The 19,661-nt window shown below is 64.7% G+C and carries 13 protein-coding genes; 9 read left to right on the top strand and 4 right to left on the bottom strand.

The window, feature by feature from the left end; genetic code table 11:
• The first annotated feature begins 47 nt into the window (after window positions 1-47).
• From ACH49N_RS36615 to ACH49N_RS36585, 7 genes are all read left to right on the top strand, one after another.
• Entirely contained in the window at window positions 48-779 is a 732-nt protein-coding gene (locus tag ACH49N_RS36615) for a MerR family transcriptional regulator (protein ID WP_358277949.1), read from the top strand.
• Between the two features lie 350 nt (window positions 780-1,129).
• Window positions 1,130-1,228 carry a K(+)-transporting ATPase subunit F gene (gene kdpF / locus ACH49N_RS36610; RefSeq protein WP_358277947.1) on the top strand — a complete coding sequence of 33 codons (99 nt, stop codon included), beginning with the start codon at window positions 1,130-1,132 and terminating at the stop codon, window positions 1,226-1,228.
• Entirely contained in the window at window positions 1,228-2,913 is a 1,686-nt protein-coding gene (kdpA, locus tag ACH49N_RS36605) for a potassium-transporting ATPase subunit KdpA (RefSeq protein ID WP_358277946.1), read from the top strand. The genes kdpF and kdpA overlap by 1 nt, the downstream gene beginning before the upstream one ends.
• A complete protein-coding gene (gene kdpB, locus ACH49N_RS36600; RefSeq protein WP_358277944.1) occupies window positions 2,910-5,006 on the top strand; it encodes a potassium-transporting ATPase subunit KdpB in 2,097 nt (698 codons plus the stop codon). Before kdpA ends, kdpB begins: the two co-directional genes overlap by 4 nt.
• 5 nt (window positions 5,007-5,011) lie before the next feature.
• Window positions 5,012-5,662, top strand: a complete 651-nt coding sequence (locus ACH49N_RS36595; RefSeq protein WP_358277942.1) for a potassium-transporting ATPase subunit C — start codon at window positions 5,012-5,014, stop codon at window positions 5,660-5,662.
• A 91-nt stretch (window positions 5,663-5,753) separates the two neighbouring features.
• The gene (locus ACH49N_RS36590) at window positions 5,754-8,231 is read left to right on the top strand and encodes a sensor histidine kinase KdpD (protein WP_358277990.1); all 2,478 of its coding nucleotides are present in this window, start codon (window positions 5,754-5,756) and stop codon (window positions 8,229-8,231) included.
• Window positions 8,228-8,905 (top strand): response regulator, encoded by a 678-nt coding sequence (locus ACH49N_RS36585; protein ID WP_358277940.1) that lies wholly within the window; start codon window positions 8,228-8,230, stop codon window positions 8,903-8,905. The genes ACH49N_RS36590 and ACH49N_RS36585 overlap by 4 nt, the downstream gene beginning before the upstream one ends.
• A gap of 117 nt (window positions 8,906-9,022) precedes the next feature.
• Here ACH49N_RS36585 and ACH49N_RS36580 read toward each other — a convergent pair whose 3' ends face one another.
• Together ACH49N_RS36580 and ACH49N_RS36575 are read right to left on the bottom strand one after the other, a co-directional pair.
• Complete coding sequence (locus ACH49N_RS36580) at window positions 9,023-9,370, bottom strand: hypothetical protein (RefSeq protein WP_358277938.1); 348 nt, start codon at window positions 9,368-9,370, stop codon at window positions 9,023-9,025.
• Window positions 9,371-9,516: 146 nt separating this feature from the next.
• A complete protein-coding gene (locus ACH49N_RS36575; RefSeq protein WP_358277936.1) occupies window positions 9,517-10,959 on the bottom strand; it encodes an MFS transporter in 1,443 nt (480 codons plus the stop codon).
• Between the two features lie 461 nt (window positions 10,960-11,420).
• Here ACH49N_RS36575 and ACH49N_RS36570 point away from each other — a divergent pair, with 461 nt between their 5' ends.
• A complete protein-coding gene (locus tag ACH49N_RS36570; RefSeq protein ID WP_358277934.1) occupies window positions 11,421-14,702 on the top strand; it encodes a protein kinase in 3,282 nt (1,093 codons plus the stop codon).
• Window positions 14,703-14,723: 21 nt separating this feature from the next.
• Here the strand turns inward: ACH49N_RS36570 and ACH49N_RS36565 are convergent, their stop codons facing one another.
• A complete protein-coding gene (locus tag ACH49N_RS36565) occupies window positions 14,724-16,733 on the bottom strand; it encodes a GAF domain-containing protein (protein ID WP_358277933.1) in 2,010 nt (669 codons plus the stop codon).
• Window positions 16,734-16,981: 248 nt separating this feature from the next.
• Here ACH49N_RS36565 and ACH49N_RS36560 point away from each other — a divergent pair, with 248 nt between their 5' ends.
• A complete protein-coding gene (locus tag ACH49N_RS36560) occupies window positions 16,982-18,565 on the top strand; it encodes an AMP-binding protein (RefSeq protein WP_358277931.1) in 1,584 nt (527 codons plus the stop codon).
• 6 nt (window positions 18,566-18,571) lie between these two features.
• On the opposite strand, the gene ACH49N_RS36555 is transcribed toward ACH49N_RS36560, so the two are convergent.
• Window positions 18,572-19,252 carry an FCD domain-containing protein gene (locus tag ACH49N_RS36555; protein WP_358277929.1) on the bottom strand — a complete coding sequence of 227 codons (681 nt, stop codon included), beginning with the start codon at window positions 19,250-19,252 and terminating at the stop codon, window positions 18,572-18,574.
• Window positions 19,253-19,661: the final 409 nt, after the last annotated feature.

Here is a 19,661-nt window from a genome sequence, read left to right as displayed (position 1 = left end):
TCTGCAACCCTTCCCCTAGGGAAAGGTCAAGTGGAACGATGGGCCGGGTGATCACCATCGGGCAGCTGGCCAGATACGTGGGAGTATCGATCAAAACCATCCGCGTCTATCACGACAAGGGTCTGCTCCCTGAACCCGACCGCGATGCATCCGGCTACCGGCGGTACGGCGCCAAGGACGCCATCGACCTGATCAAGATTCGAACGCTCGCCGAAGCCGGTGTTCCCCTGGCCCGCATCCGGGACCTGAGGTCGGCGACCGAGGAAAAATTCCAGCAGGCGCTGCGCGAGATCGACGATAATCTCACCGCCCACATTCGGAACCTGCAGGCCACACAAGGCCGTCTGCGCCAGCTCGCCGCCGGGCATCTGGCACCGCTACCCACGGAGGTCGGTGCCCATCTGGATCACCTGGCCAGCTGGGGTTTCACACCCCGATGGGTCGACCTGCAACGCGACCTGTGGATTTTGGTGTTCGCCACCCATCCGGACCGCGCGATGACACTGTTTCACGACCAAGCCGACATTCATGCAGACCCGCTGCTACGGCAGCTCTTCCGCGACTACGACCACGCGTACGACCTCGACGCCGATGATCCCCGTATCGACGACCTCGCGGGCCGGATCGTGGCGGCGACGCAGGAACGCTACGGAAAGGGCGAACTTCCGGAGCTGCATGAAGCCTCCGAGATCCCGGCCCTGATCCAACAGACTGTCAACGCCTCGTCCCCGGCATGGCAGCGACTCGACACGCTCATACGCGCACAACTCGACCCGTGACTCGACGCGACGGACAACGGTGCATCCGTCAGCGCGCCGCGAAATGTACGTCATCGTGGCACTTGGCATGGGGTGGCAGTGGAGGACCGTGTCCGGCCGGGAGGCGTAAGGAAAGCGTCAAGACGGCGGACGGGGCCGTAAAGGGTCCGTCAGCGACACCCATTTCGGCCGGTCGGCGGGTGATGCTGACGTGACGCCTCGGGAAACGGGGTGTCGTCGTCTGCGTTGGATCACAGGCCCGACTCGAAGAGGAACCTTTTCATGGCCGATCTGGCCTTCGTGTTGCTCGTTCTCGGCGGATTCGCCGCGTGTGCCCTGGTGCTGCGGGGTCTGCAGGCGGGAGGAGCGCGATGACCGGCGCGGGCATCGTCAGCGTCGTCCTCCTCGCCGTCGCGGTGACGCTGGTGGTGTATCTGCTGGTGGCGCTGCTCGACCCGGAGCGGTTCTGATGAGCCCCGCACTCGCGGCCGGGTTACAGGTCGCCGTCGTTTTCGGCGTGCTCGCGGTGGCGTACGTTCCGGTGGGCGACTATCTGGCCCGCACGTATCAGTCACGCCACGACCTGCGGATCGAGGCGACGCTGTACCGCATCTGCCGTATCGATCCGCGCACCGACCAGACCTGGTCCGGGTACGCGGGCAGCGTGCTCGGCTTCTCGCTGGCGAGCGTGCTGTTCCTGTACCTACTCCAACGGGTACAGGGGGTGCTGCCGCTCGGCGGCGGCCTCGGCGGGGTGAGCCCGTCCGTCGCGTTCAACACGGCGGTGTCTTTCGTGACCAACACCAACTGGCAGTCGTACACCCCCGAGACCACCATGAGTAACTTCGTCCAGCCGGTCGGGCTCGCAGTGCAGAATTTCGTGTCTGCGGCGGTGGGCATGGCGGTGGCGGTCGCGCTGATCCGCGGGTTCGTGCGGGTGTCCGGTGGCGGGGAGATCGGTAACTTCTGGGTCGACCTCACCCGGGGCAGCCTGCGGGTGTTGCTGCCGTTCTCGTTCGTCATCGCGCTGATCCTGTTGAGTCAGGGCGTGATCCAGTCCTTCAACGACGGATTCACCTCCACCGGCCTCGACGGGACGATCACGACCAACGCGCTCGCCCCGGTCGCCTCCCAGGAGGCGATCAAGGAACTCGGCACCAACGGCGGCGGTATCCTCGCCGCGAACTCGGCGCACCCATTCGAGAACCCAACACCCGCAAGCAACATCGTCGAGATCATCGCGATCCTGCTCATCCCGGTGGCGCTGACCCGGACGTTCGGCACGATGGTCGGCGACCGCAGGCAGGGCCTGACGCTGCTGGCGGTGATGGGACTGCTGTGGGGTGCCCTGCTCGCCGTCACCCTTACCGCGGAATCGAATGTCCGTGGTGTCGCCGCGACCGCGGCGGGCGCGACGATGGAGGGCAAAGAGGTCCGATTCGGTATCCCCGGCAGTGCGTTGTTCGCGGTGAGTACCACGGGCACCTCAACCGGCGCGGTGAACGCCGCCCACGACAGCCTGTCGCCGCTCGGCGGTGGGACGGTGCTGCTGAACATGTTGCTCGGTGAGATCGCGCCGGGCGGCGTCGGAACAGGCCTCTACGGCATCCTGGTTCTCGCCCTGATCGCGGTGTTCGTCGGAGGTCTCCTCGTCGGCCGCACCCCCGAGTATCTCGGAAAGAAGCTGCGGCGCCGGGAGATCACGCTGGCCGCGCTGTCCGTATTGGTCATGCCCGCACTGGTGTTGATCGGCACCGCTATCACCGTCGCTCTCTCCTCCACGACGGGTTTCCAGGGCAATAGTGGCGACCCCGGAACCCCGCAATCGATCCACGGCTTCTCCGAGGTCCTCTACGCGTTCGCGTCGGCCGCGAACAACAACGGCAGCGCGTTCGGCGGTCTCACCGTCACCAGCGACTGGTTCCAGTCCGCGCTGGGTCTGTGCATGCTCTTCGGGCGGTTCCTGCCGATCATCTTCGTGCTCGCCCTCGCCGGCTCGCTCGCCACCCAGCGCACCACGCCGCCCGGCGCGGGCACCCTCCCCACCGCCGGCCCCATGTTCACCGGGCTCCTCACCGGCACCGCCGTGCTGGTGGCGGCCCTGACCTTCTTCCCGGCCCTCGCGCTGGGACCGATCGCGGAGGCACTGCAGTGAGTATCGACGTGACCAGTCGTCCGAATGTCGATCCGGCCCCGGACACAACCCACACACGTCACCGGGTGCAGGCAGGGGTCTTCGACCCGGCCCAGATGTTCGCGGCCCTGCCCGGTGCCGTCCGCAAACTCGATCCGCGCCATCTGGCGCGGAATCCGGTGATGTTCGTGGTGTTCACCGGGTCCGTCGCCACCACCGCAATGGCCGTGTCCGACCCATCGGTGTTCTCATGGCTGATCACGGCGTGGCTGTGGTTCACCGTGCTGTTCGCGAACCTCGCCGAGTCCGTCGCCGAGGGCCGCGGCAAGGCGCAGGCCGCCAGCTTGCGGAAGGTCAAGCAGAACACCATCGCCCACCGGATCACCGTCGACGGATCCGTCGAGACGGTGCCCGGCACCGCGCTGGCGGTCGGGGACCGCGTGGTCGTCGAGGCCGGTCAAGTGATCCCCGGGGACGGCGACGTCGTCGAGGGCATCGCGACGGTCGACGAATCCGCCATCACCGGCGAATCCGCGCCGGTCGTCCGCGAATCGGGCGGTGACCGCAGCGCCGTCACCGGCGGCACCACAGTGTTGTCCGACCGCATCGTCGTGCAGATCAGTGCCGCACCCGGGCAGTCGTTCGTCGACCGCATGATCGCCCTCGTCGAGGGTGCGGCGCGGCAGAAGACGCCGAACGAGATCGCCCTGAACATTCTGCTGGCGTCGCTGACCATCGTGTTCCTGCTCGCGGTCGTCGCCCTGGCGCCGATGGGCGGTTACGGCGGGCAGCGCCCGGACCCCGTGCAGCTGATCGCGCTGCTGGTGTGCCTGATCCCCACCACGATCGGGGCGCTGCTGTCGGCCATCGGGATCGCCGGGATGGACCGGTTGGTGCAACGCAACGTGCTGGCGATGTCCGGGCGTGCCGTCGAGGCGGCCGGCGACATCGACACGCTGCTGATGGACAAGACGGGCACCATCACGTTCGGTAACCGGCAGGCCACCGAGCTGTATCCCGCACCAGGGGTGTCGGCGCACGAACTCGGACAGGCCGCGCGGCTGTCGAGTCTGGCCGACGGCACGCCCGAGGGCCGCAGCATCGTCGACTTGTGCGTGCGACGGTTCGATCTGCCTTCCACACCTACTGTGGGCGAGAAGGACTCCGAGTTCGTCGCGTTCACGGCGCAGACCCGGATGAGCGGTCTGGACGTCGCCGGCACCCGGATTCGCAAGGGCGCCGGCGACGCGGTCCGCACCTGGGTGCACTCCCACGGCGGGACCGTGCCCGCCGAGGTCGGTGTTTCCGTCGACCAGATCGCGCAGGGCGGCGGAACCCCTCTGGTCGTCGCGGCCGTGGACGACGACGGGGCGCGGGTACTCGGCGCGATCGCCCTGTCCGACGTCGTCAAACCCGGCATCGCCGCACGCTTCGCGGAACTACGCGCAATGGGCATCCGCACGGTCATGATCACCGGCGACAATCCACTCACCGCCAAGGCGATCGCGGCCGAGGCCGGGGTCGACGATTTCCTGGCCGAGGCCACACCCGAGGACAAGCTCGACCTGATCCGCCGCGAACAACAGGGCGGGCGCCTGGTGGCGATGACCGGGGACGGCACCAACGACGCTCCCGCCCTCGCGCAGGCCGACGTGGGGGTCGCGATGAACACGGGAACCTCCGCGGCGAAAGAGGCCGGGAACATGGTCGACCTCGACTCGGACCCCACCAAGCTGATCGAGGTCGTCGAGATCGGCAAGCAGCTGCTCATCACGCGCGGGGCACTGACCACGTTCTCCCTCGCCAACGATCTCGCCAAGTACTTCGCGATCCTGCCCGCATTGTTCTCCGGGATCTATCCGCAGCTGAACACGCTGAACATCATGCGGCTCGCCACCCCGGAGTCCGCGATCCTCTCCGCGGTGATCTTCAACGCGCTGGTGATTGTCGCGCTGATCCCGTTGTCGCTCAAAGGTGTCCGATATCGGCCGTCGTCGGCGTCCCGGCTGCTGGGCCGCAATCTCGCGATCTACGGCATCGGCGGCGTGCTCACCCCGTTCGCCGGGATCTGGCTGATCGACCTTCTTGTCCGCCTCGTTCCCGGAATCGGGTGAATGTCATGCGCTTCGTTCTCGGTCTCCTCCGTCAGACCTGGGCGGGCCTGCTGGTCCTGCTCGCCCTGACTGCCGTGCTCGGCGTTCTCTACCCGGCCGCCGTGTGGGGGGTCAGCCGGCTCGGCGCCGGATCCGCCGAGGGCTCGCCCGTTCACGACAGCGCCGGATGCGTCGTCGGCAGCCGCTGGGTGGGCGTCGACCCACAGGTGCCGGCCGGCCAGCCCGACCCCTTCTTCCACAATCGAGTCACCGGTTCCGTAGCCGAGAACGACCCGTTCGCACCCGGGGACCCGGCCGCCGCGTTGCCCACCAACCAGGGCCCGAGCAGTCCCACTCTGGCGTCGTTCGTCGCGCAGCGGCGGGCGGCGATCGCGGCCCGGGAAGGCGTGAGCCCGGAAGCCGTGCCCGTCGACGCGGTCACCGGTTCCGGGTCGGGCATCGACCCGCACATCAGCCCGGCGTACGCGGAGCTCCAGGTGCGGCGGGTGGCGGCTGTGACCGGTTTCGGTGAGGACCGTGTCCGTCACCTGGTCGCCGACCACACCGAGGGACGCCAGCTCGGGGTGCTGGGTGAGGCGCGGGTGAACGTCCTGACCCTCAACCTCGCGCTCGGGTTGACGGCACCTTACTGCACCACCCCCGCCGCTGGTGGATGATGACGTAGTGACGGGCAGTGAGCGGGTCGTCGGGCCGCGGAGGAGCGACCGCGGACTCGCGCAGCAGAGCGGCGACAGCAGACACGGTCAGCTGCGCATCTACCTCGGCGCGGCGCCCGGTGTCGGTAAGACCTACGCGATGCTCGGTGAGGCGCACCGCCGGCGTGAGCGGGGTTGCGACGTGGTTGCGGCCGTGGTGGAGACTCATGGCCGCACCCGCACCGCCGCCCAGCTCGCCGATCTCGAGGTGATTCCGCCGAAGCTCGTCGAGTACCGGGGAACGATCGGCCGCGAACTCGACGTCGACGCAGTACTCCGCAGGCGGCCGGCCCTCGTGCTCGTCGACGAGCTCGCCCACACCAACACCCCGGGCAGCGTCAACGCCAAACGCTGGCAGGACGTCGAACAACTCCTCGCCGCCGGCATCGACGTGCTCTCGACACTCAACGTCCAGCACTTGGAAAGCCTGAACGACGTCGTGCAGCAGATTACCGGGGTGGCGCAGCGGGAAACCGTGCCCGACGAGATCGTCCGCGCGGCCGCGCAGGTCGAGCTGGTCGACATCACCCCGGAAGCGCTGCGGCGCAGGCTGTCCCACGGCAACGTCTACGCCCCTGAAAAGGTCGATGCCGCCCTGGGTAACTACTTCCGGACCGGCAACCTCACCGCGCTGCGCGAGCTGGCGTTGCTGTGGGTGGCCGACCAGGTCGACGCCGCCCTGGCGAAATACCGGGCCGAGAACCAGATCACGGACACCTGGGAGGCCCGGGAACGAGTAGTCGTCGCCGTCACCGGTGGTCCCGAATCGGAGACCCTGGTGCGACGCGCAAGCCGGATCGCATCGCGGTCGAGCGCCGAACTCGTCGTCGTGCACGTCGTCCGCGGTGACGGACTCGCCGGTGTGTCGGCGTCGGAGATGGGCAAGGTTCGCACCCTCGCCGCGAGCATCGGTGCGAGCCTGCACAGCGTGGTCGGCGACGACGTACCCACCACCCTCCTCGACTTCGCGCGTGCCGCGAACGCCACCCAACTGGTCCTCGGGACATCACGGCGGTCGCGGTGGGCGCGGATCATCGACGAGGGTATCGGGGCCACCGTGGTGCAGCAGTCGGGGTCGATAGACGTGCACCTGGTCACCCACGAAGAGGCGCATCGTCCGTGGCGGCTCGCGCCGGTGGGCTCCCGGCCGCGTCGGCTGACGGCGTGGCTTGCCGCCGTTCTCGTCCCCGCACTCGCGTCGCTGGCCATGAGCCTCATCGACCACTGGTTCCACATCGGCGGTGAAGGCGCCCTGTTCTTCATCGTCGTCCTGCTCGTCTCGCTGCTCGGTGGTGTAGCGCCCGCAGCGCTGTCCGCGCTGATCTCCGGCCTGCTCCTGAACTACTTCTTCACCCCACCGCTGCACAGTTTCACCATCGCCGAGCCGGACAACTTCATCATCACGGTGGTCCTGCTCGTCGTCGCCGTGGCCGTCGCGGCGCTCGTCGACGCCGCCGCCAGACGGGCACGCGAGGCCCGCCGCGCGTCGCAGGAAGCCGAACTGCTCGCCCTGTTCGCCGGTTCCGTGCTGCGCGGCGCCGACCTCGACGCACTGCTCGGCAAGGTCCGGGAAACGTACGGACAGGAATCGACCGGCTTGCTGTCCCGGTCGGGCACCCTGGTCAGCTCGGTAGGGCCCAACCCGCCCCGAAGCCTCGAGGACGCCGACACCATATGTGAGGTGCACGACGGCGAGTACGCACTAGTCCTGCGCGGCCCCGAGGTCCGTGCCCGCGATCGCCGGGTCCTTCTCGCCGTCGCCAACCAGGCCGTCGCGCTCCTCCGGCAGGACGAGCTCGCACGCGAAGCCAGTGCGGCGCGAGCACTGGCCGAGGCGGACCGGCTGCGACGGTCGCTGTTGTCGGCCGTCAGCCACGACCTGCGCACCCCGCTCGCCGCCGTGAAGGCCGCGGTGTCGAGCCTGCGCAGCGAGGACGTCGCCTTCTCCCCCGAGGACACCGCCGAACTCCTCGCGACCATCGAGGAATCGGCCGACGCGCTCACTGCCCTGGTGGGCAACCTGCTCGACTCCTCCAGACTCGCCGCCGGCGTGGTGACACCGACACTGCGTCCGGTGTACCTCGACGAGGTGGTGCACCGCGCCCTCGTCGGCCTCGGCATCGGCGGGCGAACCGGATCTCCGGTGCGCGAACGCGTGCGGGTCGACGTCGGAGCGGTGACGGCCCTGGCCGACCCCGGCCTGCTCGAGCGTGTGGTGGCGAATCTGGTGGACAACGCCGTGCGCTACGGCGGGGACTCGGTGATCCGGGTCGGCGCGGCCACCGTCGGGGATCGCACCCTCCTCACCGTCGCCGACACCGGCCCGGGCGTGCCACGCGGACAAGCGGACCAGCTGTTCGAGCCGTTCCAACGGTCGGGCGACCGCGACACGACCAGCGGTGTCGGACTCGGCCTGTCGGTGGTGCGGGGATTCGTCGACGCGATGGGTGGAACGATCTCCGCCACGGACACACCGGGAGGCGGGCTCACCATGGTCGTCGAACTGGCCGGCGCAGAAGGGAAGGCATGACACGCATCCTCGTCGTCGACGACGAGCCACAGATCCTGCGTGCGCTGCGCATCAATCTCACAGTGCGCGGGTACGACGTGGTGACCGCCGCCACCGGCGCGGATGCGCTGAGCGCCGCGGCCGAAAAGCTGCCGGATGTGATCGTCCTCGACCTCGGCCTTCCCGACCTGGACGGCACCGAAGTGCTCGCCGGATTGCGGGGATGGTGTCCGGCGCCCGTTATCGTCCTGTCCGCACGCACCGACTCCGCCGACAAGGTCGACGCCCTCGATGCCGGCGCCGACGACTATGTCACCAAACCCTTCGGCATGGATGAATTCCTTGCCAGGGTCCGGGCAGCCGCCCGCCGTGCAGCGGCGGTGGACACGAGCGAGCCTGTGGTGCAGACGGACTCGTTCACCGTCGACCTCACCGCCAAAACCGTCCGGCGCGGCGACGCCGAGGTGCACCTGACCCCCACCGAATGGGGGATGCTCGAAATGCTCGTCCGCAACAAGGGCAAACTCGTCGGACAAAAGGAACTACTCCGCGAGGTATGGGGACCGGCATACGCCACCGAAACCCATTACCTACGGGTCTACCTCGCCCAGCTTCGCCGCAAACTCGAGGACGACCCCTCCAAACCCCGGCATCTCATCACCGAAGCCGGGATGGGATACCGGTTCCAGCTATGAGGTCCGTGCACCGCTCGGGCTGTTGGCTGCCGAAACTCGCTGACTAGGTCCAGGTGGCCGGCGGTGAAAAAGCCACGAGAGCGATGTCCTTGTAGTTGCCGAGTCGGCTGTGTCAGGTCATCGATCGACCTGAGGGGGCGAATACGGATAGGTGTCGGCGAGTTCTCTGACGGTTTCGGCATCGAGGCCGGATTCGACGATGAAGTGGCGAAGCATCTGTACGAAGCGAGTACGTGTCATGCCGAAGCTGACGAAGATGTCCTCGTCAGTCGCGCCGCCGTAGGGAATCCACGCTCGAGCGAATTCGATGAATCGAGCGGCTTCTCCCCGGGACTTGTACTCCGTCTGTATTTGTCGCCTGGTGTGTTTGGTCCGGCGCAAGTTCCGATACTCGCGCGTGTAGGTTTCGACGCCCGTAGAGTCTGCGCCGTTTTTGGTTGGCTTCAATGGACAGCTTTCTGGCATCCGCTTCTACTTGGCGGTCTGTTTGCTGATGTGGTCACCCGTGCAGGTGCGGCAGTCAGCGGAATGGCGGACTCACCGGAGACTGCCGCACCCGAATTTCGACGACGTCGAGTCGACGACTACTTCTGACGTAACCGGGGGTCAGTTCAGTCGGTCGAAACCCTGGTGGTGACCAGTGGTTCTGCTCCTTGTGCCGAAGTTGTCACTTTCCGTGGCAGAAGCAAGCAGCTGACGGCAACCAGCGCTGTGACGGCGATGCCCATCACGAACACGATCGTGAAGGAAGTCCAGGTCGGCGCAGCCGTACTGGTGCCGGTAGTGAGGATGCTTCCCGAAAGTTGGACGCCGAGTGTGCCACCGACTGCCTTGACGACAAACGCGAGACCGCTGAATGCCCCGATCCGGCTGACCGGAGACGTCAGCGCCACTGTGTTCATTGCCTGCGTCAGTGTGATCCCACCCGAAGCGCCGATGAGGATGGTCGCTCCCATGACCATGAGAAAATGTCCGTTTGCAGTGAGAAGAAGGACGAACGACGCCCCGGCCAGAATGACACCAGTGAGCATGGTGGTTCGTCCACCGACCCGAAGATCGAGCCAACCTGTCAGCGGTGCTACAACGGCGCCGGCCAAGCCGAGGGGGAGCAGGAGAAGGCTCGTCGTGAACTCGGAGGCGCCGAGACCGAACCCTGTGTCGGTCGGTTGCTGCACCAGCATGGGTACCGCCAGAAACAGTGCATTCGTAGCGAACCCGCACAGCAGATACACGAGGCAGCTCACTGCAAGTGGCCGCGTCGCAAGCAAGCGCACGTCGATGAGCGGCTCGGACGAACGAAGCTCGAGGACGACGAAGGTTGTCAACAGCGCAACGCACGCGAGCACGGTTGCTCCGAATTCGACAGAGAGCCAACCCCACTCGGGCGCCTTGGTGATGCCGATGAGAATGACGGCCATTCCGCTGCCGAGGAAGGTGGCGCCCGTGTAGTCGACGCGGCCGTGATTGGCAGGTGGACATGATGGGACCAGGCGCCACGCGGCGACGAAGATGATGGTGATGATCACGAAGGGGACCGAGAACAACCAACGCCAGGGGAGAACGCTCACGAGCAGCCCGGAGCCGACGAGCGCAAACGCCGTCCCAGCGTAGATGAAGGCAATGACCGAACCATTGCCCGACTTGATCCGGGCTTCGGTCTGAGTATCGCGAATAATTCCGAAGGCAAGGGGGACCACCGCAAGGCCAACACCCTGCAGGAGCTGTCCCAAGGTAAGCATCAAGATCGAGTTCGAAAGACCCGAGACTGCGGTTCCGGTTGCGACGATTGCCAGTACGGCAAGGAGGATCGACTTCTTGTCGCGAATGTCAGACAGGCGGCCGATCAACGGGGTGGCCACCGCACCCGTGAGCAGCACACCGGTGATTACCCACGCGATCTGTGCTTCTGTTGCGCCGAGGGACTCTTGAATCAGCGGCAGAGCAGGGGAAAGGATCGATTCGAGACCCTTGTAGGCGAATACTGAGGCAACAACGACCGCAAGCGTCAGCGTTGGATTGACGCGGTGCCCCTGCGATCTTTCGGATAATGTCACTTCTGGTCCTCCGGAGAGATGATGGTGATTGCCGTCGATTGCACCCGACTGAACTTCACTGATCATCTGGTTTCTGTTGCGTAGCGCGACTCCTTGGTTTCCGGCGAGCAGGGTTGGTCGGGACCAGAGCTGATCGGGCAGCCAGGCCCGTCAGCTCGGACGTGCGAGGCCGTGGTGATCCGCGACACACAGAGACAGTATTCCTGGTTGGAGCAATGACAAATGTCCGCCGGAGACACACTGCCCTCGACTTTGTGTCCCCGAGGGGGTAGCCAGCCGATAGAGCGAGTTGGTGACGGTGCATTCGAGGATTACGCAGCCGTCGAATTTCGGGTTTGCGGTCTTCAGCCTACGGCCATCGCGCACTGTTGGGTGACGCGTCCAGCGATATCCTGGTGATTCAGGAGGTGTCGGCCGACACCTCGTCGAATCCCTCAACAGGGGCAAAGAGCGCATCGTAGATGGCGACCGACAATGATCCCTTCGCAACACAGCGTGTCGACAACGCTTTGTTGGTGACGGACCTGCAATCGGCGGGATTTTCCAATGCCGAGGAAATCGGGCGCGGTGGCTTCGGCGTCGTGTATCGCTGCACGCAGACCGCTCTCGATCGCACTGTCGCGGTGAAGGTTCTCACCGCAGACTTCGACGACAACGAGAATCGGGAACGATTTCTCCGCGAACAGCGGGCGATGGGGAGGCTGACAGGGCACCCGAACATCGCGAATGTCCTGCAGATAGGTACCACGGACAGTGGCCGGCTCTTTCTTGTGATGCCCTACTACGCCCGTGGCTGCCTCGACACGCGAGTCCGCCGGCACGGACCTCTCCCACTGGACGAGGCCCTTCGCTTCGGGGTGAAGATCGCGGGCGCCCTCGAAACAGCGCACCGGCTCGGCATCCTGCACCGCGATATCAAACCCGCGAACATCTTGCTCTCCGACTACGACGAGCCCGCACTGGCTGACTTCGGTATCGCGCGCATTCAGGGGAGTTTCGAAACCGCCACCGGTACCGTCACCGGCTCACCTGCGTTTACCGCGCCCGAGGTTCTAGCCGGAAAGTCGCCGAGCCCGGCCTCGGACGTCTATGGGCTGGGCGCCACTCTCTTCTGCGCATTGACCGGTCATGCTGCTTTCGAGCGGCGCAGCGGTGAGCAGCTGGTCGCGCAATTCGTTCGCATCACCACCGAGCCCGTTCCGGATCTACGGGAACAGGACATCGCTGACGACGTCAGTGCGGCGGTGGAACGGGCGATGGCCACTTCCGCACCAGACCGGCACTCCGCCGCCACCCTCGGTGAGGCCCTCCGGCGCGCGCAATTCGATCACGGTTTCGCAGTCGACGACATGGCGCTCCACACCGGTTCAGGAGGTGAGCGGCCGCAAGAGGCCCTGCCGAACTCCATGGTTGTTCGTCCCGCCGGAGGCAGTTCCTATCCTGGCCCGACTCGGTTGCCGGGCAGGACCACAGGGAACTTGCCGGTGGAGCTGACTAGTTTCGTCGGTCGCAGGCATGAACTGTCGGAAGTGAAACGCTCCCTGGAAACATCGCACTTGGTGACACTGACCGGTTTCGGAGGCGTCGGCAAAACACGCCTCGCACTCAGGGCAGCTGACAGTGTGCGACGCGGATTCAACGACGGAGTATGGCTGGTGGAGTTCGCCGAGCTATCGGACGGTTCACTGGTGGCAGACCTTGTGGCTGCAGCTTTAGGCTTGCGGGATCAACGGGCGAGCAACCAGCGCGACGGCCTGTTGAACTTTCTGGCTGCACGCGAGCTCTTATTGGTGCTCGACAACTGTGAGCAGGTAGTGGACGCGGCGGCAGAGCTGTCCGCAACCCTTCTTCGCGGTTGTCCGCAATTGCGTATCCTCGCCACCAGTCGCGAGCCTCTCGGCATCGCCGGGGAAGCTGTTCTGCGCGTCCCGCCGCTCACCATTCCCGAGCGCGTGCCCTCACTTCGAGGAACACCTAGCTACGACGCCGTGACATTGTTCGCCGAACGCGCCGCGACGGCTCTCCCGACGTTCACACTGACCGAGGACAACGCGGGCACGGTGGCCCAGATCTGCAATCGGCTCGACGGATTACCGTTGCCCATCGAACTCGCTGCGGCCCGGGTGCGAGCCATGTCGCCAGAGCAAATTCTCCAGCGGCTGACCGACCGCTACACGCTGCTGTCCCGCAGCAGCCGAACCGCCCCGACCCGGCAGCAAACGATGCGTCTGTGCGTCGACTGGAGTTATGACTTGTGCAACCCCGTAGAGCGGTTGCTGTGGGCCCGGCTGTCGGTGTTTGCGGGGAGCATCGAACTGGATGCGGCTGAGCAGATTTGCGGCAATGACATGGATGCGCAGGAGGTACTCGATGCGCTGACTTCTCTGGTCGACAAGTCGATCCTTATTCGGGAGGAGTCCGGCGCAGTAGTGCGCTTCCGGTTACTCGACATCCTGCGGGACTATGGCAGGGAACTCGCGCAGAGAAACGAGGAGTACGCAGATCTGCGCTGTCGCCACCGAGACTGGTACCGGCAGTTGGCGCTCGAGGCGGAGTCGGAGTGGATCAGCCCCCGACAGCTCGACTGGATCTCCCGCCTGGATCGCGAACAGACCAACCTTCGCGAGGTGATGGAGTTCTGCCTGAGTGACAATCCTGGAATCGGACTGACGATCGCCGCCGCCCTCCAGCCGTTCTGGCAGGCGCGCGGACTGTTCAGCGAGGGTCGGCGCTGGCTCGACCGACTCCTTGCTGCGCCGTGGAAGACTCCGACGGTGGAGCGGGTGAAGGCCTTGCATGCACACAGCGTCCTGGCCGAACTGCAGGGCGACCTGACCGCGGCCTCCGCCTCGGTAGCCGAGGCACGCATGGTGGCCCAACGGGTTTCCGACTCGACGGCAGATGCATTCGTCGCCCGAGCCGAAGGAACACTCGCTCTGTATCGCGGCGATTTCGCGCGGGCGCGATCACTGCTGGAAACCGCGATCGAGAAGTTCGGCGCTCACGATTTCTCGCACATCGAGGTGCTCCACATGCTCGGACGGGCATGCGACCAGGCGGGTGACGAACAACGAGCGAACGAGTGCTATTCACAGGCACTCGCGATCACCGAGTCCTGCGGCGAGGTCGTGCACCGCGCCGCGACCCTCCGGGCACTGGGCATCGCCGCATGGCGACGATCAGACCACCCCGGCACGGTTGAACTGCTGCGGCACGCACTGCAGTTGTCCCGTGAGGTAGGCGATCTCCGTACGACCGCAACGTGCCTTGAAGTCCTTGCCTGGGTCGCAGCCGAGAACAAAGATGCGCGGCGTGCAGCTGTACTGATAGGTGCCGCGGAGGAAATGGCGCAGTCCGTAGGGACTTTCACGCTGTGGTTCCCGAACCTGCTCCATTATCACGACGAGTGCGAGCGCAGGACGATGCACGCGCTCGGCGAACCGACATTCGTGGCTTCCCGAAGGGACGGCCGAGTCCTGGGATTCAATGCTGCCATCGCCTATGCCCTCGGTGAGAAAACGCCCACGCCGCCACCCACACCTGGGGAGACCGCGACGTTGACCAAGAGAGAACGTCAGATAGCAGAGGCCGTCGCGGAGGGCCTGACCAACAGGGCCATCGCCACCCGATTGGTCATTTCCCCGCGCACCGTTCAAGGCCACGTCGAGCACATTCTGTCCAAGCTCGGGTTCAACAGCCGCGCGCAGATCGCAGCGTGGGTCGTCGAGCAGACTTCAACCTAGCCACGAAACAGAACCGCTCGACTAGCTGCCGGCCGAGGCGGCGCCCCTGTGTGGAGCCGACTGGGCATCAGCTTCCAGTGTGTTCTGATTGAGCCGATGAAGTTTCAGCGCGAGACGGAGTTCGCTCGTTCGATCCACAGTTCTCCAATCGTCTCCCAATAGGTCCTTCAACCGCTGCATTCGCTGTTTCACCGTACTCACGTGAACATGCAGAACTTCCGACGCTGCTGTCGGACTTCCATCCGTTGCAAGGAGGGCCTCGAGAGTGCTCAACAATTCGGTGTGATGTGCCACGTCGTACCGGGCCACCGGGCCGAGCGTCGTCCGCACGAATCGGTCCACATTCGGTCGATTGCTCAGAACCAGTCCGACGAACCCGAGATCGTCCAGGGTGCCCGACATGGCACCGCCCTGTATCCGTTCCATCGCATCACTGCAGGTCACCGCCTCGTCGAACAGCTCACGCACGCCGGCTACCGCACGCGTCGGTCCCGCGCCGGCCACCGATGGCGTCACCCGTCCAGCGCGTGCGATTGCCGAGGACAGCTCCGCGGAATTCGACCGCGGATCATTTCCTGGTATCAGGGCTACTACCGACGACTTGTTTCCGCGTTGGAGGATATGACTTTGCCCGGCCAAGCCCCCTCGGATCTTCGCTGCTTCGTCTGCGAGGTAAGCAAGCCGACGTTGCTGCAAGGGTGCTCGCACGACATGAACGGTGTACGGCTGACGCAGTTCCATTCGCAACTGCGCGGCGCGGTGGATCAGGCGGCTGGGAGCTTCGTCACCAGACAGGAGATCGTCGATGAAGTCGTCGCGACGAAAACCCGCGGCTCCGGCCTCTGCCTCGGCCAAGAGTAGAAGCAAAGCAGCGACGACTGCTGCACGTTCGAGGATCTGAATGTCTGGCTTCGCGGGAGTCCCGTCACCTTGGTAGTACAGAATGCCGAGAAGTCTGGCGGCCGCCAAGATCGGGATGGCTACCAGGCTCCCGGACGTTTGAGTGGTCCGCGCGAGAGCGGCGAGACGAATCAACTCGGGAGGCTGCGCAGTTCCGCTGAGGTCGCCTGCGTCAGCGAGTAGGCGGTCGTCCGGATCGAACACAGCCAGCTCACCGCCGACGATCTTGACGACTTCCTGAACGAGATTGTCGATGTTTCCGCCGGCCAAGGCGACCTGGGAAAGCGTGAAGTGCGCCGTGGTCGCGCGCTCGGACTCGGCGTTGCTGCGGGCCAGCTCGCGGTTCGCGTCCTCGAGTGACCGGAGTGCAGTCTTGGTTTCCTCAGCGAGCCTCGAGCGTTCGATCGAGATGGCGGCATGCCCGGCCAGCGAGTGCAGAAGGTCCAGATCCGCTGGAGTGTAGGCACGTTCGTCACGGTTGGCAGCAATCAACGCACCGAGCCGTTTAGATCCGTTCACCAGGGGCACGCCGACGGTCGCAACGATTTTCTCCCGCTCCATGACCCGGTCGACGTCTGGAAAATGAACAAAATTCGGATCGCCGAAGTACCTCGAAACGATCAACGGCATTCCGCTCTCTATTATCCGCCCTGTCATCGCCATCCCCGCCGGTACACGCAGATCGAGAAGCTCGGAAGTCATGCCCCCCGAGGTCGCACCCAGGTAAGCGTATTCACCCTCTCGTTCCGCTAACCAGAGGTAGACGACGTCGGCGCGAAGAAGCCTCCGCGCACGATCGGCAATACCGCCGAGAAGCCTGTCCGGATCGTCTTCCGAGGTGATGTCAGCGACGGTGTCCAACAGTGCTCGATACCGATCATCTCGCGCCTCGTGCTGACCAGCGACTTCTCTGAGGAGAGCAAGCAGGGCCGGATGGAACCCCGGCTCCTCAGCGCTGACCGGGAGCTCCGAAGCCGCGCTCAAGATCTCGACGACAGTGCGCTCGACCTCCCCGAGATCCGAACCCGTGCGGGAGACGGCGCGCACCAGCTCAGACGCGACTCGCAGGATGTCGGTGGCTGTGCCACCCGCCAGATTCTCGGAAGATGTGAGCCGCAATTCGTGTTTCATGATCGCCTCATCTCATCCTGCGCGCATTCAGCCGCAGCAGTTGCCTTCACCATACGGTGTATGTCCACCGCGGACCAGAATCGGCGCAAGTACCGTCTCCATCGGACATATCGACACGGACGCGACGAACGTAGGCTTCGGCGGAGGCCCGATCGACGCACGAAGTGTAGGGCAGACCGAACGTTGTGGGTGCACGACAAGGCACCGAGAACGATCCGAGATATGTACGACAATCTGTGAGGTGCACGTTGGACGCCGTTGCCTGCGCAACATTCGCACGAACCTGGAACGAGACGGTCGCGGTTCACGCGAGCGAGACCTTCTTGGTCTTCGAAGGGTCGACGAACGACGTCACGCAATGGACTTATGAGGAGTTCGATCGAATCGTCGATTCGACGGCCGCCGCGCTCGAAGAGGCGGGAGCGGTGCCCGGGTCAGCGGTCCACGTGGTCCTGAAGAATTGTCCCGCCTTCGTGGCAGTGTGGCTCGCCGCAGCGCGTATCGGCGTAACAGCCATTTTCGCCGATCCGGCGTCCTCCGCCAGGGACATCGCGATGCATATTCGTCGAACGACACCGACTGTGGCGCTGTGCGGTTCCCGGAATGCCGACACGTACCTCCAGGGCGTCAAGCGTGCGTCCGACGAGGGTGTGGGGTCGGCACTCGATATAGAACTTCTTGTCCTGAAGGAAGACTCGATCGACGTGCTTCCTGGCAGCCTCCTGGTCTCCCGCGACCGCCTCCCACGTCTTCTCGACGAACCAGGCCCGCATGACCGACTCGCAGTGATGTTCACGTCTGGAACAACATCCGAGCCCAAAGCTGTTGTGCTGACGCAGTGCAACTATGCACATGTCGCCCAGGCGATGGCGAAGGCCGCCGACCTGAAATCGGGGGATCGCTGGTTGGTCACACTCCCACTCTTCCATGCGAACGCCCAGTACTATTGCTTCGCTCCTGCGATCGCCGTGGGTGCGAGTGTGGCCCTGACCCACACATTCTCAGCCTCTCAGTGGGGTAAGCAGGCCGCCCGACTCGAGGCCACCCACGCCAGCTTGTTCGCGGCACCGATTCGGATGATTCTTGCGCGGCGTCCCGAGGACACACCACAATTGAATCTCAGGCATGTGTGGTTCGCCCAAAGCCTCGCTCCCGGTCACTTCGACGAGTTCGCGTCGATGGTGGGATGTGCACCGCGCCAGTTGTACGGAATGACCGAAACCGTTGCCATGGTCACGGCGGAAAGCCCCGAAGACGCGAGTCCGGTCTTCATCGGCAACCCCAGCGACGCAGGACGCAGAACCGCCATTGTCGATCCCCACAGCCTCGAGCCCGTCGACACGGAGACCCCCGGCCTCCTGCTGGTGGCCGGCACCCCCGGGTGTGACCTTTTTCAGGAGTATCTCTCGGACCCGAAGGCGACGTCGGCCGCACTTCTCGAAGAAGGCGGCGAGACGTGGCTACGAACTGGCGACCTGGTGGTGTCCGATCAGGACGGGCGCCTGCGATTCGTCGGCCGGGTCGACGACGTCATCAAGGTGTCCGGCGAGAACGTCAGCCTCACCGAGGTCGAGGCCGCATTGGCGCAGGCACCCGGTGTCCTGGAGGTCGCGGTCGTCCCGCGGCCGGACCCCATTCGGGACGTTGTTCCCGTCGCCTATGTAGTAGCGCGCAACGTGGAGACTCCGCTCGACATCGACGAGCTCACCGCCTGGGCATCGAACAACCTTCCACCACAGGCATGTCCACGCGATTGGCACCAGGTGGCGGAACTTCCACGAACAAGTGTCGGCAAGATCAGACGCTCACAGCTGAAGTCCGAGGACGCGTAACGGTCACTAGTTCCAGTCCACTACCTGGTCCAGCACCTCGGGACAATTCTTCTCCAACGCGTCGACATAACTCCGAATATGATCACGCATGAGGCGCTCAGCTTTTTCGGAATCACCACTCTTGATGGCGTCGGCGATTTGATCGTGCGATACCGGCAATTCTTCTCGGGGAATCTTCTCGTCGGCGGATTCATCGACATATATGCTGCGGAGTCCGTCCGCGAATAACAGTAAAATCGGGTCGCCGGTGAACCGGGCCACTGAAAAGTGGAAACTACCGGACTCCGCGTTGTCCCCGTCCGCCTCCTCAGGATCCCAGGGTATACCCGACTTCACGCGTTCACTCGCGAGCCGAGCCATCAAAGGCTCGACCTGCAAGCGCGTGTTCAGCACATTTCGGAGCGTCAGGCCGAGTAGATGGAAATACAACGATGAAGCGCTCGCAAATTGCGAGCTTGCGACCTGATTTACTCGGGTACCCCCACCCGGGCCGGGTCGAATGGAGATGACTCCGTACATTTCGAGAATACGAAGGGCTTCGCGAAGCGACGGCCGGCTGACCTCGTAGCGTTCGAGCAACTCCGCTTCCGAGGGAAGCCGAGAGAGCCCTTCGTCTCCAATGTCCTGCACGATTCGACCCGCCACCAGTCGCGCAGTCTTCCGGCCAACAACTTTCATAACGCTCATGATAGCCCTCTCCCTAGGGATTACCGCTGCGTGAAGCGATGAAGACGGGTGAGGTGGCCAATTCGTCGACACCGCCGACGAATCGATGGTGACTCAACACATCCCGAGATCGCGCCTACACGAGAACAACTCGAGAGGCGGCCCTTCCGCCGTGGCCAAAATGTGGCGCTGACGAACTTGCAAGGAATCGGGCCAGACGAGTGGGCCGTCCCGCTTCGGAGGAATCGATCCGACGGTGGTCTGCGTTCCGGGGTCACGTGTGCGCACTGCTGCGCAGGGTGTTGAGCAGGTGTTTCCGTGGGCCGGGGTGGGGATCGCGGAAAGTGATGGTTGACACAAGACCCAGTTGCTGTAGATCATCTATAGGAACTGTTTCTGAGTCAGCAAAGGATTGTGGTGCCATGAGTAA

This window comes from Rhodococcus sp. NPDC019647, assembly GCF_044389235.1.
Classification (GTDB): domain Bacteria; phylum Actinomycetota; class Actinomycetes; order Mycobacteriales; family Mycobacteriaceae; genus Rhodococcus_F; species Rhodococcus_F oxybenzonivorans.
Note: the sequence above shows the minus strand (reverse complement) of the source record. Positions and strands in the feature narration are given on the sequence as shown.